Below are 15,604 nucleotides of genomic sequence, written 5' to 3' on the forward strand. Positions count from 1 at the left end.
GCATATTCAAGGCTGTTTTTTTATTTTCTTTTTATTAATTTATCGTACACTTGCTTTAACGCAGATTCAAATTTACCAGTTTGCTTCGGTTTGTAATATTGCTTGTTCTTTAAAGGATCAGGGAGGTACTGCTGTTCAACCCATCCATTTTCGTAATTATGAGGGTATTTATAGTCGATTCCTCTTCCAAGTTCCTGTGCTCCTTTATAATGCGCGTCTTTTAAATGTTTTGGGACATCGCCGATTTTTCCTGCTCTGATGTCCGCGAGCGCTTCATCGATTGCTAAAATAGCTGAATTGGATTTTGGCGAGAGACAGAGCTCAATGACCGTATTGGCCAGCGGTATGCGCGCTTCAGGGAAGCCGATACGTTCGGCGGTCTGAACTGCATGCAGCACTCTCGGTCCGGCCTGCGGGCTGGCTAAGCCGATATCCTCATAGGCGATAACCAACAGTCTTCTCGCGATGCTTTCCAAGTCACCCGCTTCAATTAATCTGGCCAAATAGTGAAGAGCGGCGTTGGCATCAGAGCCGCGGATCGATTTTTGAAAAGCGGACAAGACGTCATAATGCGCACCACCGTCTTTATCGTGAGAAAAACTCTTTTTCTGCAGGCATTCTTCCGCAGACTCTAACGTGATGTGAATCACGCCGTCCGCAGACTCCTTCGTTGACAATACGGCAAGCTCAAGCGCATTTAAAGCGGAACGGACATCTCCTCCGCATCCGTGGGCAAAATGCTCCATCGCCTGGTCATCAATTGAAACGGAATATGTGCCAAGCCCCCGGTGCTCATCATGAAGAGCTCGCTCTAATGCCTGTTTAATCAATTCAGGTGTTAATGGCTCTAGCTCAAAAATCTGCGTTCGGCTTCTGATGGCCGGATTTATGGCGTGATATGGGTTAGCTGTAGTGGCGCCGATTAAAATAATCATGCCATTTTCTAAATAAGGCAAAAGAAAATCCTGTTTTCCTTTATCGAGTCTGTGGACTTCATCCAAAATCAAAATGACCTGGCCGGACATTTTGGCTTCTTGGGCTACGATCTCCATATCCTTTTTATTGTTAATAACGGCATTCAGCTTGCGGAAAGCAATACTTGTTGAACCGGCGATTGCTGTTGCGATTGAGGTTTTTCCAATTCCGGGCGGCCCGTACAAAATCATGGATGACAAATGTTTTGCCTGAACCATTCTGCCGATAATTTTATCTTCAGCCACCAGATGCTGCTGGCCGATAATATCCTCTATTTTCGTCGGACGCATCCGATATGCCAATGGCTTCATCATCATCTCTCCTTACTTAATTACAGGGTAACGGAAAACCGGAAATTAGAAAAGGGGGAAGCCCCGTTTCCGCCAGCTTCCATGAAAATTCGCAGAAGGTATGCTATAATAGCAGTTGGTCTATTATTTAATAAACGGACGAATTATATAGAAATTACCATTATATATGTGGAAAATCATGAAATAACAGAGGTGTTCTTGTTGAAAATATCAACTAAAGGAAGATACGGTCTCACCATTATGATCGAGCTCGCGAAAAAGCATGGTGAAGGCCCGACTTCATTAAAAAGCATCGCACAGACAAATAATTTGTCAGAGCATTATTTAGAGCAGCTGGTCTCACCGCTCAGAAATGCCGGCTTAGTCAAAAGCATCAGAGGCGCATACGGCGGATACGTATTAGGCAGTGAGCCGGATGCCATTACAGCTGGAGACATCATCCGCGTGCTTGAAGGTCCGATCAGCCCTGTGGAAGTGCTCGAAGACGAGGAGCCTGCCAAGCGGGAGCTGTGGATCCGCATACGGGATGCCGTTAAAGAAGTGTTAGACAGCACAACATTAGAGGACCTTGCCAGCTATACAGATGGGGAGCAAGAAGCTTATATGTTCTATATTTAAATCAGAGGTGTAAAACAAAATGGAACGGATTTATTTGGATCACGCCGCAACGTCTCCGATGGATGATCGCGTGCTGGAGAAAATGATACCGCATTTCTCCGGAAATTTCGGCAATCCATCCAGCATTCATTCATTTGGAAGAGAATCACGCAAATGGGTGGACGAAGCAAGAGCGCAGATTGCAGCTGAAATTGGTGCGGCAGAACAGGAAATTATTTTCACTAGCGGGGGAACGGAAGCCGACAACTTAGCGATAATGGGAACTGCGCTTGCCAGAAAAGATCAGGGAAAACATATCCTCACGACAAAAATTGAGCATCACGCCGTGCTTCACACTTGCGAAAAACTGGAGGAAGACGGATTTGAAGTGACGTATCTGGATGTTGATGAAAACGGCAGAGTCAGTGCAAATCAGGTGAAAGAAGCACTACGTGATGATACAATCCTTGTGACAGTGATGTATGGAAATAACGAAGTCGGAACTGTGCAGCCGATCGATGAAATCGGCCAGCTGCTGAAGGAACACACGGCTTATTTTCATACCGATGCTGTTCAGGCATTCGGGTTTTTTCCAATTGATGTGAAAAGCAGCCATATTGACCTTCTGTCTGTTTCTGGGCACAAGCTCAACGGGCCAAAAGGGACAGGCTTTTTATATGCAAGTAAGGATGTAAAGCTTTCTCCGCTGTTATTCGGAGGAGAGCAAGAAAGAAAACGCCGTGCCGGAACAGAAAATGTTCCGGGAATTGTCGGGCTGAAAGAAGCGGTCAAGCTGTCGGGCGAAGAACGGGACGAAAAAAACGAGAAGTATCAATCGTTTAAAACAATCATTGCCGGTACGCTTAAGGATGCCGATGTGGCATTCGAGATCAATGGAGATCAAGAGCATAGCCTTCCGCATGTCATGAACCTTTATTTTCCCGGTGCATCTGTGGAGGCACTGCTGGTAAATCTTGATATGGCGGGAGTTGCGGTCTCCAGCGGATCAGCGTGCACCGCTGGTTCAGTCCTGCCGTCACACGTTCTGACTGCCATGTTCGGTGAAGAGAGCGACCGGCTGACGTCCTCAATTCGAATCAGCTTCGGTCTCGGCAATACGGCTGAGCAAGTGAAAACCGCTGCCGAACATGTGGCTGCTGTTGTAAAGCGGCTGACACAATAAGGCGGACTTAATTATTGGAGTGAATGAAATGGAAAAACGGCCGGAGGATACAAGAGTCGTTGTCGGCATGTCCGGCGGAGTAGACTCATCTGTGGCGGCTCTACTGTTAAAAGAACAGGGCTATGACGTGATCGGAATCTTTATGAAAAACTGGGATGATACGGACGAAAACGGTTTTTGCACGGCGACAGAGGATTATGAAGATGTGATCCGCGTCTGCAATCAAATCGGAATTCCGTACTATGCCGTTAATTTTGAAAAGCAATATTACGAGAAGGTATTTCAATACTTCCTCGATGAATATAAAGCAGGCAGAACACCAAACCCGGATGTGCTGTGCAACAAAGAAATTAAATTCAAGGCATTTTTGGAGCATGCACTGTCACTTGGCGCCGACTATTTAGCGACTGGCCACTATGCAAGGGTCGACAGAAGCGGCGGCAAAGTAAGAATGCTGCGCGGCATTGATGAAAACAAAGATCAAACGTACTTCTTGAATCAGCTGACAGAAGATACGCTAAGCAAAGTCATGTTCCCGATCGGCGAGCTTCAAAAAAGCCGTGTGCGTGAAATTGCCAAAGAAGCAGAACTTGCAACGGCAACGAAAAAAGACAGCACAGGCATCTGTTTTATCGGCGAACGCAACTTCAAAACGTTTCTTAGCCAATATCTCCCTGCACAGCCGGGCGATATGATGACGATGGACGGCGAAGTAAAAGGACGCCATGACGGGTTAATGTACTACACGATCGGACAGCGTCACGGCCTTGGCATCGGCGGAAGCGGCGAGCCGTGGTTTGCGGTCGGTAAAGATCTTGAAAAGAACATCCTTTACGTGGATCAAGGGTTCCACAACCCGCTCCTTTACTCCGATAAAATCACAGCAACCAATATCAGCTGGGTTCGTTCGGATATCATGAAGGGCGAAGAGATTTCCTGCACGGCTAAATTCCGTTACCGTCAAGAAGACCATAAAGTCACGGTTCGAATGACTGGGGAAGGCGAAGCGGAGGTTATCTTCGACGAACAGGTCCGTGCTGTCACACCGGGACAAGCCGTTGTCTTTTATGATGGCGAAGAATGCCTTGGCGGCGGAACCATCGATGACGTATATAAAGACGGAACAAAATTGTGGTATGTATAAAATGAAAAAAACCTCAACAGCGAGTTGGGGTTTTTTAATGAAAGGAAGATGTCTGTGGACTACAATCAAGCCGGTATAGAGGCAATGCAGGAAGGCGATTACGAAAAAGCGGCAGAGGCTTTTACAAAAGCGATTGAAGAGAACAAAGAAGACGCAATTCCGTATATTAACTTTGCTAACCTGCTTTCATCAGTAAATGAACTGGAACGGGCGCTTGCGTTTTATGAAAAAGCGCTTGACTTAGACAGTGCTGCAGCCACTGCTTATTATGGAGCAGGAAATGTCTATGTTGTAAAAGAAATGTACAAAGAAGCGAAAGACATGTTTGAAAAAGCGCTGCGTGCCGGAATGGAGAACGGTGATCTTTTCTACATGCTTGGAACCGTTCTCGTAAAGCTTGAGCAGCCTAAGCTCGCTCTGCCATATTTACAAAGAGCCGTCGAGCTGAATGAAAACGATGCAGAAGCGCGTTTCCAATTCGGGATGTGCTTAGCGAACGAAGGCATGCTGGACGAAGCACTCAGCCAATTCGAAGCTGTAACAGAGCAAGACCCGGGGCACGCGGATGCGTTTTATAACTCCGGTGTCGCTTATGCTTATAAAGAAAATCGTGAAAAAGCGCTTGAAATGCTGGACAAGGCTATCGAAATCCAGCCCAATCATATGCTGGCGCTTCATGCAAAAAAACTGATCGACCCATCATAAAAAGCTCAGGAGGAGGGACGGCTCGTGCAGCAGCACCCGGATCAGCTGAAAATGGAGGAGGAGCCCTTTTTAAAAGGGACAGTAAACACTGTCATTTATCACAATGACGCCAATTTATATACGGTTCTGAAAGTGAAAGTCACAGAGACCTCCGAAGCTATTGAAGATAAAGTCGTATCCGTAACGGGCTACTTCCCTGCGCTTCAAGAAGAAGAGACCTACACGTTTTACGGAAAAACCGTTACTCACCCAAAGTTCGGACTGCAATTTCAAGCTGAGCATTTCAAAAAGGAGATCCCGACAACAAAAGAAGGTGTCATTCAGTATTTGTCGAGCGATCTGTTTGAAGGAATCGGTAAAAAAACTGCTGAAGAGATTGTGAAAAAACTGGGTGACAGTGCGATTAATAAAATTTTGGCTGATTCTTCAGTCCTTTATGATGTTCCGAGACTGTCAAAAAAGAAAGCTGACACCCTTGCCGGTGCTTTGCAGCGGCATCAGGGACTGGAGCAAATTATGATTTCGCTGAATCAATTTGGGTTCGGCCCTCAGCTGTCTATGAAAATCTATCAGGCCTATGAATCCGAGACGCTTGAGAAAATTCAGGAAAACCCTTATCAGCTTGTGAGAGACGTGGAAGGCATCGGCTTTGGAAAAGCAGATGAGCTTGGCGGAAGAATGGGGCTCTCAGGGAATCATCCTGAGCGGATAAAAGCGGCTATTTTGTACACGCTTGAAACGACATGCCTTTCAGAAGGGCATACGTACATAGAAACGAAGCAACTGATTATCGAAACCCAAACGCTGTTAAATCAGTCAGCGGCAGATGGACAGCGCATTACAGAAATGGATGCCGCTAATGCAATGATTGCGCTTGGAGAGAATAAGGATATTGTCATTGAAGATGAACGATGTTACTTTCCGTCGTTGTTTTTCGCTGAACAAAATGTTGCAAAGCGTGTGAAACAGATCGCAAGCCAAACCGAATATGACGACCAGTTTCCTGAATCAGAATTCCTTCTGGCTTTAGGGGAATTGGAAGAGCGTATGAATGTTCAGTACGCGCCGAGTCAGAAGGAAGCGATACAAAAAGCGCTGTCGTCACCGATGCTTCTTTTAACGGGAGGGCCGGGTACCGGTAAAACAACGGTCATCAGAGGCATTGTGGAATTGTATGGAGAACTCCACGGTGCTTCGCTTGATCCGTCGGATTATAAAAAAGATGAAGCCTTTCCGATTGTGCTGGCCGCGCCTACAGGTAGAGCGGCGAAACGAATGAGTGAGTCAACGGGGCTTCCGGCGGTTACGATACACCGGCTGCTCGGCTGGAACGGCGCGGAAGGATTTACTCATACAGAGGACCAGCCGATTGAAGGGAAGCTTTTGATTATCGATGAAGCGAGTATGCTTGATATATGGCTTGCGAATCATTTATTCAAAGCGATCCCTGACCATATTCAAATCATCATTGTCGGAGACGAAGACCAGCTGCCTTCCGTCGGACCCGGTCAAGTGCTCAGAGACCTTTTGGCATCCCAGGTGATTCCGACCGTAAGACTGACTGACATCTACCGGCAAGCGGAAGGATCGTCGATTGTCGAGCTTGCCCACGAGATGAAAAACGGGCTGCTTCCGAACAACCTGACGGCCCCGACAAAGGATCGTTCCTTTATTCGCTGCGGTGGTTCGCAAATTAAAGCAGTGGTTGAGAAGGTTGTCGCGAATGCATTGAAAAAAGGATATACGGCAAAAGATATACAGGTCCTCGCCCCAATGTACAGAGGGAAAGCCGGAATCAATGAGCTGAATGTGATGCTGCAGGATATTTTAAACCCTCCAAAAGAAAAGCGGAGGGAAATTAAGTTCGGTGACGTTGTATATAGAACCGGGGATAAAATTTTGCAGCTTGTCAATCAGCCGGAAAACAATGTGTTTAACGGCGATATTGGAGAAATCACTTCAATTTTCTATGCGAAGGAAAATACAGAAAAAGAAGACATGGCTGTTGTCTCTTTTGACGGCAATGAAATGACATTTGCGAAAAAAGACTTCAGTCAGTTTACTCATGCGTATTGCTGCTCTATTCATAAATCGCAGGGCAGTGAATTTCCGATCGTGGTTCTTCCAGTAGTGAAGGGCTACTATAGAATGCTCAGAAGAAACCTTCTATATACCGCCATAACGAGGGCGAAGAAATTTCTCATTTTATGCGGGGAAGAGGAAGCGCTGGAGTGGGGCGTGAAAAATAATGACGCGACTGTCAGACAGACCTCATTAAAAAACAGGCTGTCAGCGCAGGCGGCTGAAATGGATGCTGAGCTTGCGGCTTTGCAAAAAGAGCTCCCGTTCAGCGTGCACGACGCAAATATCGGAATGGAAGGCATTACGCCATTCGATTTTATGAAAGAAGAACAGCTGTAAAAAGGGCTCCCGTGTTTGCGGGAGCTTTTTTCATTGGGGGTGGAAGTGATTTCATCGTATGTGTCAAAGGTGAAAAGCAAAACCTAAGCCTGTTCAACAAAAGGTGGTTGATCACACTTTGAGAACATGCCATGAGGTAGAAGGTTTTCCTGTATATTCAGAACAAACTTCTTTTTATCTTGGGACGATTTCTGATATTTGTTTTTCTCTTGAAGGAAATTGTCTTGGATTTATTCTTGAACAAAAACGTCTTTTTCATAACCATCATGCGCTTTTACGAGCATGTGATATCAGTTGCATTCTTCATGACCGGATATTGGCCGCAGTCAATTCAGAACAGCTTTTGCCTCTTCCGAAATCATGCTTCACATATGAGCAGATGAAAATGAAGCTCGTGAAATCGCAAGAGGGTGATATTTTGGGGATGCTGGAAGATGTATACTTTTGTTTGGACAAGGGCATAATCGTAGCATATGAACTCTCGGACGGTTTCTTTTCTGACTTGGCGGGGTGCAAACGCCAGATCCAAAGAGCGGATTCGCTTGTAGAGGTGCGGAAAGACGAGATCGTTCTGAACGGATAGAGGTGTGAGATATGCTTATATGCCCGAACTGCAAAAGTAAGGATATCGGGAAAATCGGCGTGAACCAATATTATTGCTGGGGCTGTTTCATTGAGCTGACAGTGGTCAAAGGGAAGATTGAAACTCATCAAGTGGAAGAAGACGGAACGCTAAGCAGCCTGGATGATTTGTTTTCTGAGGATGAACGCAGCATCAATTTTTAATAACGAAAGGAGATGCGCAGGATGAATCGGACAATGACTTCTCTTTTGGCGCTGGGAGCCGGGGCTCTCGTGTACCGAATGGCAACTCAATCTGACATGCTGAATAATCGAAGCATGAAGCGGATGAGAAAAAGAATGATGAAGATGTTTTAAGGAATGAAGGATACTCTCTTTAGAGTATCCTTTTTATGTCTGCCGTGCCTCTAGGCGTCTGGCTGCAAGTGAAAGACTGTAATTGACTGCAAAATACATCAATGCCGCCAGCAGAAAAATCGGGAAAAAATAACTGCCGTCAGCGCTTTGCCCGTTTAAAATCTGCGCGTTATGAATAAGCTCAGGCAGGGCAATCACAACAGCTAGCGATGTATCCTTTAATAAAGAAATAAACTGGCTTACGATCGGCGGAACCATCCGGCGAAGCGCCTGAGGCATCACAATAGAGAAAAGTGTCTGTGTATAGCTAAGACCGGAGGAACGCGCCGCTTCAATCTGCCCTTTGTCAACTGAATTCAGGCCGCTCCGTATGATTTCAGAAAGCATGGCGGATTCAAAGATTGTTAAGGCTGTAATAGCGGCAGCTGTAATTTCAAGTTTGATCCCGATTTCCGGCAGGGCGAAAAACGTAAAGAAAATAATTAATAATAAGGGGAGATTTCTGATCGTTTCAACGAGAACGGCAATCAGTTGAGAAAGAATTGGGATTTTCGCATAGCGGAGAGTACCTGCGATCAACCCAAAAATAAAGCTCAGAATGATAGAAATAAATGCAACGTACAGTGTGACGAGAAAGCCGTCCCATAAAAAAGCTAAATGTTCAGATGAATAAGCTCCGATGAAATCCAATGTTTTTCACTCCTTATCAATAGCTTCTTTCCAGCCGTTTTTCCAAATAGTTAACACCGATACTAAGCGGTATCGTCAGCACTAAGTAAAAGAGTGCCACAAAGATATAGACATCAAAAACGACGAGCGTGCTTGATGACACCAAATCCGCCTGATACATGAGATCCAATCCGGCAACAACCCCGAGAATAGACGAGTTTTTGACCAAGTTTAAAAATTGATTGCCCAAGGGGGGGATCACAATTTTGATCGCCTGGGGCAAAATGATATATATCATTGCCTGGCTGTAGGTAAAGCCTGACGATCTTGCTGCTTCCATTTGCCCTTTTGAAACAGACTGGATGCCGGCTCTGATGGCTTCTGCGATAAAAGCAGACGTATAAATTGTGAGCGCAACGGTACCCGCTTGGAATCCATCCAGCCTCAGACCCGCATTTGGAAGTCCAAAGTAAAAGACAAATGTAATCAAAAGCAAGGGGATATTGCGGATAAATTCGACATAAGCCGTCCCGAGCCATTGCAAGGGCTTAAATACTGTTATTCTCATCACCGCGACAAGAACGCCAAGCGCAAAGCTGCCGGCCAGCGCGATCAGGCTTGCGAGCAGCGTGTGGTAAAAACCGTCCATATACATGTCGAAGTTATCGAATAGAATAGACACATTCATATGCTTTATTCACTCTCCTTATAAAATCGGGATGAGCATCGCCTGCTCACCCCGGGATGTTCGTTATTCAGCTGGTTCTTCTTTAATCCATTTTTTATAAATCTCGTCATATCTACCGTCCGATTTCATCTTTTCGAGAGAAGCGTTAATTTCTTTTGCGAGAGCCGATTGTCCTTTTTTTACGGCAATTCCATATGGCTCATCCGTGAATGGTTCTCCTGTTAATTGATAATTTTTATTCTCGTCAGCCATTCCGTATAAAATGGCATTATCCGTTGTGAGAGCATCGCCTTGACCGGATTTCAGCGCTGTAAAGGCTTCGGTGTAGTTTTCGAACTCTAATACACTCGCATCAGGCGCCTTTTCGCGTATGTTTTGAGAGGAAGTGGAGCCTTTTACAGCGAGAACTTTCGAGCCTTTGCCAAGGTCCTCAATACTTTTGATCTTGCTGCCTTTTTTCACGAGAAGTGATTGGCCTGCTTCAAAATAGACATCGGAAAAGTCAACTTCCTTTTTTCGTTCATCAGTGATCGTCATCGTTGCGACAATGGCGTCGATATCTCCGTTTTGAAGCATCGGGATCCTTGTTTTTGATGTGACTTCTTTAAATTCAGCTTTGTTTTCGTCGCCTAAAATATCTTTAGCGATTTGTTTGGCAATGTCGATGTCAAATCCCTCGATATCACCTGAGCTTGGGTTTTTCAGGCCGAACAGCCTGGTGTCGGTTTTAACACCGAAAACAATTTTGTCTTGATCTTTAATGGCAGCTAATGTATCTTTTTTGCTATCCTTTGCGCTTTCTCCGTTTGACCCCTTGCTTCCGCATGCAGCAAGCATGACAACAGCGATTAAAGAAATCAATGCTAACGATAAAATCTTTTTCATACAAACTCCCCCATTTCTCTTTTTAATGATTTAAAATACGGCTCAAGAATAGGCGTGCCCGTTCTTCCTTCGGGTTTGCGTAAAACTCAGCCGGTGCTGCTTCCTCCAGAATATTTCCTTCATCAATAAAGACAATACGATCCGCCACTTCTCTCGCAAACCCCATTTCATGCGTCACGACAACCATTGTCATGCCTTCTTTGGCGAGGTTCTTCATCACATCAAGCACTTCACCGATCATTTCCGGATCGAGCGCCGATGTCGGCTCGTCAAACAGCATGACCTCCGGCTTCATCGCCAGTCCCCGGGCAATAGCCACACGCTGCTGCTGCCCGCCGGAAAGCTGGGAAGGGTAGGCGTTTGCTTTCTCAGGGATTCCGACTTTTTCAAGGTAATACAGCGCAGTTTCCTTCGCTTGTTCAGCGGATTGTCCGAGTACTTTTACGGGCGCCAGCATAATATTTTGCAGCACGGTTTTATGAGGATATAAATGAAAGTGCTGAAACACCATTCCGATATTTCGCCGTACGTTATTAATGTCAGTTTTTCTGTCATTAATAACTGTGCCGTTTACGGTAAGTGTTCCTTCGTTAATCGTCTCCAGCCTGTTGATGCATCTGAGCAGAGTGCTTTTTCCGGAACCTGATGGGCCGATAATGACGACGACTTCACCTTTTTCGATTTGCAGGTTAATCTGCTTTAGCACATGAAAATCTCCGTAATGCTTGTTTACATTTTGAAATGAGATCATCGCAATCCTCCTAACAGAAACTTCAATAATTATGTGTAAATGTAACTAACTTACAAGGTTGAGGATAGTAACAACACGATATGATGCATACCTTAGTGAGAAAGGGTCAAACTTTTCTGAAAATTCAGCGTGGGGAAATATCCATTCCATTTGTAGGTGTAAAGAAAACATAAGAGAATAATTCCCTATAATCCTCAAAAGATATAGAAGAGGTGAAAGCAGATGCTCCAGAAACCGGTGCAGCTTTTGTTATGGGTGGCCATTTGTTTATTGGTCCTGTTAACAGTCTATGTCTTTTGTATGCTAGATATGTTATGGTCTCCCCTGTGGCTCGTCATAAAATCGATCTTTATTCCCTTGATCATTTCTATTTTTATTTCTTATTTATTACTTCCGGTCACTGAGTGGCTTCATGACAAAGGTTTGCCAAGGACTTTAAGCATTTTGGTGATTTACGTCCTTTTTTTTGGCGGACTGGGCTGGGCATTATATAAAGGTGTGCCTGTTCTAATCGTGCAGCTGACGGATCTGTCAGAAAATATACCTATGTTTGCCGAGACGTACAATGGGCTCCTTCTCCATGTGCATAACCATACAGATGACTGGCCGGACGGCATGCATCAGCGCATAGACAAAATGATTAGGCAGACAGAGGCGTTTTTCGCCGGCACAATCGAAGGGGCAATTAGCGGAATCCGTAAAGTGCTCGACTATTTCTTAATTGCGGCAACGATTCCTTTTCTCGTATTTTATATGGTCAAGGACATCGAATTGATGAAAAAAACGGTGTGGTATTTGACGCCGAAGTCGTGGAGGAAGCGGGGCAGCGCTTTTTTGCTTGATGTAGATGATTCTCTCGGTGATTACATTCGCGGCCAGCTGCTCGTCTGCTTGATTCTCGGAGCCGTAGCCGGTATTACATTTTGGATATTTGGCCTTCCGTATCCGCTGATACTGGGTCTTATCTCGGGTATTACGAATGTCATCCCGTACTTCGGTCCCTTTATCGGCGCTGTTCCTGCGCTTTTGATTGCAATGACGATTTCTGTGAAGGCCGTTCTTGTCGTTGTCATTACGGTGTTTGTACTTCAATTTTTGGAAGGAAATGTCCTCAGTCCGTTTATTGTCGGCAGAAGTCTCAAGATGCACCCGGTAGTGATCATGCTTGCGCTTCTTGCCGGAGGTGAGCTGGCGGGGATTGTCGGCATGATACTGGCAGTGCCTGCTGCGGCTGTTTTAAAAGTAATGATGATCCATTTTCTGCGGATGCGGACGGAGCATTGACATTGGCGTGCCGCTTGTCTATAATTTCTCGTAGAATACATACGAATCTCGAGTGACGGATCTGAGTACGCCGAAGCCCTGTTAAAGAGAGAAGCTCCGTAAGCTGAAAGGAGCTTTATCAGAAGATCGGAGGAAGCTAATCCTGAGTGCAGTTAATCGCTGCCGCACATCCTGCGTTATTGGATGAAAGGTGACGGGCGAATTATAAGGCCCGTAATCAGGGTGGTACCGCGAGACAGCTCTCGTCCCTGTGTAAACGTGTGTTTGCATAGGGGGAGGGCTTTTTTGCTGTCACTGAAGAGAATTTCGATTTTTATAGAGGAGGAAATACAATGAAACACTTAACTTCTGCTGAAGTGCGTCAAATGTTTTTGGATTTCTTTAAAGAAAAAGGACATGCTGTAGAGCCGAGCGCGTCATTAGTACCTCATGAAGATCCTTCACTGCTTTGGATCAACAGCGGTGTTGCGACGCTGAAAAAATATTTTGACGGCCGCGTTGTGCCGGAAAATCCAAGAATCGTAAACGCTCAAAAAGCAATCAGAACAAACGATATTGAAAATGTGGGTAAAACCGCGCGCCATCACACATTCTTTGAAATGCTCGGAAACTTTTCCATCGGTGATTATTTTAAAGAAGAAGCGATCACATGGGCTTGGGAATTTTTAACGAGTGACAAGTGGATTGGTTTTGACGAAGAGCTTCTTTCTGTTACAGTTCATCCGGAAGATGAAGAAGCGTATGAGTTTTGGGCGAAAAAAATCGGTGTTCCGGAAGAAAGAATTATTCGCCTGGAAGGGAACTTCTGGGACATCGGCGAAGGGCCGAGCGGACCGAACACAGAAATTTTCTACGACCGCGGTGAAGCGTACGGGAACGATCCTGACGATCCGGAGCTTTATCCTGGGGGAGAAAATGACCGCTATCTTGAAGTATGGAACCTTGTATTCTCTGAGTTCAACCATAATCCGGACGGCACGTATACGCCGCTTCCGAAGAAAAACATCGATACAGGGATGGGGCTTGAAAGAATGGTATCTGTCATTCAAAATGTCCCGACAAACTTTGATACTGATTTGTTTGTCCCAATCATCAAAGCAACAGAAACGATTTCCGGTGAAGCATACGGCCAAGATCATGTAAAAGACACTGCATTTAAAGTCATCGCCGACCACATCAGAACGGTTGCTTTTGCTGTCAGTGACGGGGCGCTTCCGTCAAATGAAGGACGCGGCTATGTATTAAGACGTTTATTGCGCCGCGCTGTGCGTTATGCCAAAACGATCAACATCAATCGTCCGTTCATGTACGATCTTGTGCCGGTTGTTGCTGAGATCATGGCTGCTTTCTACCCTGAAGTAAAAGAGAAGGAAGAATTCATCTCAAAGGTCATAAAAACGGAGGAAGAACGCTTCCACGAAACACTGAATGAAGGACTTGCCATCTTATCAGAAATGATCAAAAAGGAAAAAGATAAGGGCAGCAGCGTCATTTCAGGTGCGGATGTCTTTAAACTTTACGACACGTACGGATTCCCGGTTGAACTGACTGAAGAATATGCGGAAGACGAGAACATGACAGTTGACCATAAAGGCTTTGAAGAAGAAATGAACCAGCAGCGCGAGCGGGCCAGAAATGCACGTCAGGATGTCGGCAGCATGCAGGTGCAGGGCGGCGCATTACGCGACGTAACAGAAGAAAGCACATTTGTCGGCTACTCCCAAACAAAGGCTGATGCCAATGTGATTGTGCTTCTGCAGGACGGCCAGTTAATTGAAGAAGCGCATGAAGGCGAAACTGTACAGATTATTCTTGACGAAACACCTTTCTATGCGGAAAGCGGCGGTCAAATCGGCGACAAAGGCTTTTTGCGCAGCGAGCAGGCAGTGGTAAAAGTGAAAGATGTGCAAAAAGCGCCGAACGGCCAGCATGTGCATGAAGGTGTTGTCGAGAGCGGAACCGTTCAAAAAGGCATGCATGTAACAGCTGAGGTTGAAGATCATATGAGAAGCGGCGTGATTAAAAACCATACGGCAACGCACTTATTGCACCAGGCATTGAAGGATGTTCTTGGAACGCACGTCAATCAGGCGGGCTCCCTTGTGAATGAAAACCGCCTTCGTTTTGACTTCTCACACTTCGGGCAAGTGACAAAAGAAGAACTCGAACGAATTGAAGTCATTGTAAACGAAAAGATTTGGGCAAGCATCCCGGTCAGCATTGATCTGAAACCGATCGCTGAAGCAAAAGAAATGGGAGCTATGGCTCTGTTCGGAGAAAAATACGGTGATATTGTAAGGGTTGTTCAAGTTGGGGATTACAGCCTTGAGCTTTGCGGCGGATGCCATGTCAGCAACACAGCGGAAATCGGCTTATTTAAAATCGTATCTGAGTCTGGAATCGGAGCGGGCACTAGACGGATTGAAGCTGTAACAGGACAAGGCGCTTACGTGGAAATGAACAGCCAGATCTCAGTTTTGAAGCAGACTGCCGACGAACTGAAAACAAATATCAAAGAAGTGCCGAAGCGCGTTGCTGCGCTGCAGGCTGAGCTGAAGGAAGCACAAAGAGAAAATGAATCTCTTCTGGCGAAACTCGGCAACGTTGAAGCAGGCGCGATTCTATCAAAAGTAAAAGAAGTTGATGGTGTCAGCGTGCTTGCGGAAAAGGTAAACGCCAAAGACATGAACCATCTCCGCACAATGGTTGATGAACTGAAAGCAAAAATCGGCTCTGCGGTCATCGTGCTTGGCGCTGTGCAAAATGATAAAGTCAATATTTCTGCCGGTGTTACAAAGGATCTGATTGAGAAAGGCCTTCATGCCGGCAAGCTTGTCAAACAAGCCGCGGAAGTTTGCGGCGGCGGCGGAGGAGGCCGTCCGGACATGGCACAGGCGGGCGGCAAACAGCCGGAAAAATTAGAAGAAGCATTGGCTTCTGTAGAAGATTGGGTGAAATCCGTTTTATAATTTGCCCATGTAGTGTAGAATGATGGTAAGATTAGGACCCCAGGCTGAACTTTGCCTGCGAATTTGGGAAAGAGGTGCAAAAC

General features: G+C 45.7%; 15 protein-coding genes. 10 read left to right on the forward strand and 5 right to left on the reverse strand.

What is annotated here, in order from left to right; all coding sequences use genetic code 11:
• Positions 1 to 20: 20 nt before the first annotated feature.
• A complete protein-coding gene (locus CJU60_RS18980; RefSeq protein WP_095714634.1) occupies positions 21 to 1,286 on the reverse strand; it encodes a replication-associated recombination protein A in 1,266 nt (421 codons plus the stop codon).
• Between the two features lie 201 nt (positions 1,287 to 1,487).
• Between CJU60_RS18980 and cymR the strand changes: the two genes are divergently transcribed.
• The 8 genes from cymR (at position 1,488) to CJU60_RS19020 (ending at position 8,275) form a co-directional block, all read left to right on the forward strand.
• Positions 1,488 to 1,904, forward strand: a complete 417-nt coding sequence (cymR, locus tag CJU60_RS18985) for a cysteine metabolism transcriptional regulator CymR (protein WP_003225879.1) — start codon at positions 1,488 to 1,490, stop codon at positions 1,902 to 1,904.
• Positions 1,905 to 1,923: 19 nt separating this feature from the next.
• Complete coding sequence (locus CJU60_RS18990) at positions 1,924 to 3,066, forward strand: cysteine desulfurase family protein (protein ID WP_095714635.1); 1,143 nt, start codon at positions 1,924 to 1,926, stop codon at positions 3,064 to 3,066.
• A 28-nt stretch (positions 3,067 to 3,094) separates the two neighbouring features.
• On the forward strand, positions 3,095 to 4,210 hold the full coding sequence (mnmA, locus tag CJU60_RS18995) for a tRNA 2-thiouridine(34) synthase MnmA (RefSeq protein ID WP_004398509.1): 1,116 nt from the start codon (positions 3,095 to 3,097) through the stop codon (positions 4,208 to 4,210).
• 84 nt (positions 4,211 to 4,294) lie between these two features.
• Positions 4,295 to 4,915: a tetratricopeptide repeat protein gene (locus CJU60_RS19000; protein ID WP_095714692.1), complete on the forward strand. Its 621-nt coding sequence runs from the start codon at positions 4,295 to 4,297 to the stop codon at positions 4,913 to 4,915.
• A 24-nt stretch (positions 4,916 to 4,939) separates the two neighbouring features.
• Entirely contained in the window at positions 4,940 to 7,336 is a 2,397-nt protein-coding gene (gene recD2, locus CJU60_RS19005; protein ID WP_095714636.1) for an SF1B family DNA helicase RecD2, read from the forward strand.
• 118 nt (positions 7,337 to 7,454) lie between these two features.
• Complete coding sequence (locus CJU60_RS19010; protein ID WP_095714637.1) at positions 7,455 to 7,919, forward strand: PRC-barrel domain-containing protein; 465 nt, start codon at positions 7,455 to 7,457, stop codon at positions 7,917 to 7,919.
• Positions 7,920 to 7,930: 11 nt separating this feature from the next.
• Positions 7,931 to 8,122, forward strand: a complete 192-nt coding sequence (locus tag CJU60_RS19015; protein ID WP_010335110.1) for a hypothetical protein — start codon at positions 7,931 to 7,933, stop codon at positions 8,120 to 8,122.
• 21 nt (positions 8,123 to 8,143) lie between these two features.
• Positions 8,144 to 8,275, forward strand: coding sequence for a YrzQ family protein (locus CJU60_RS19020; protein ID WP_024122308.1), 132 nt, complete (start codon positions 8,144 to 8,146; stop codon positions 8,273 to 8,275).
• 33 nt (positions 8,276 to 8,308) lie between these two features.
• Here the strand turns inward: CJU60_RS19020 and CJU60_RS19025 are convergent, their stop codons facing one another.
• From CJU60_RS19025 to CJU60_RS19040, 4 genes are all read right to left on the reverse strand, one after another.
• Entirely contained in the window at positions 8,309 to 8,965 is a 657-nt protein-coding gene (locus tag CJU60_RS19025) for an amino acid ABC transporter permease (protein WP_095714638.1), read from the reverse strand.
• Between the two features lie 16 nt (positions 8,966 to 8,981).
• Positions 8,982 to 9,632 carry an amino acid ABC transporter permease gene (locus CJU60_RS19030; protein ID WP_024122306.1) on the reverse strand — a complete coding sequence of 217 codons (651 nt, stop codon included), beginning with the start codon at positions 9,630 to 9,632 and terminating at the stop codon, positions 8,982 to 8,984.
• 63 nt (positions 9,633 to 9,695) lie between these two features.
• Complete coding sequence (locus CJU60_RS19035) at positions 9,696 to 10,517, reverse strand: transporter substrate-binding domain-containing protein (RefSeq protein WP_024122305.1); 822 nt, start codon at positions 10,515 to 10,517, stop codon at positions 9,696 to 9,698.
• Positions 10,518 to 10,539: 22 nt separating this feature from the next.
• Positions 10,540 to 11,268: an amino acid ABC transporter ATP-binding protein gene (locus CJU60_RS19040; protein WP_024122304.1), complete on the reverse strand. Its 729-nt coding sequence runs from the start codon at positions 11,266 to 11,268 to the stop codon at positions 10,540 to 10,542.
• A 222-nt stretch (positions 11,269 to 11,490) separates the two neighbouring features.
• On the opposite strand from CJU60_RS19040, the gene CJU60_RS19045 reads away from it, so the two are divergent.
• Positions 11,491 to 12,552: an AI-2E family transporter gene (locus CJU60_RS19045; RefSeq protein WP_024122303.1), complete on the forward strand. Its 1,062-nt coding sequence runs from the start codon at positions 11,491 to 11,493 to the stop codon at positions 12,550 to 12,552.
• 332 nt (positions 12,553 to 12,884) lie between these two features.
• Entirely contained in the window at positions 12,885 to 15,521 is a 2,637-nt protein-coding gene (gene alaS, locus CJU60_RS19050; protein ID WP_095714639.1) for an alanine--tRNA ligase, read from the forward strand.
• Positions 15,522 to 15,604 lie beyond the last annotated feature (83 nt).

This window comes from Bacillus sp. 7705b, from assembly GCF_002289525.1.
Lineage (GTDB): Bacteria > Bacillota > Bacilli > Bacillales > Bacillaceae > Bacillus > Bacillus halotolerans.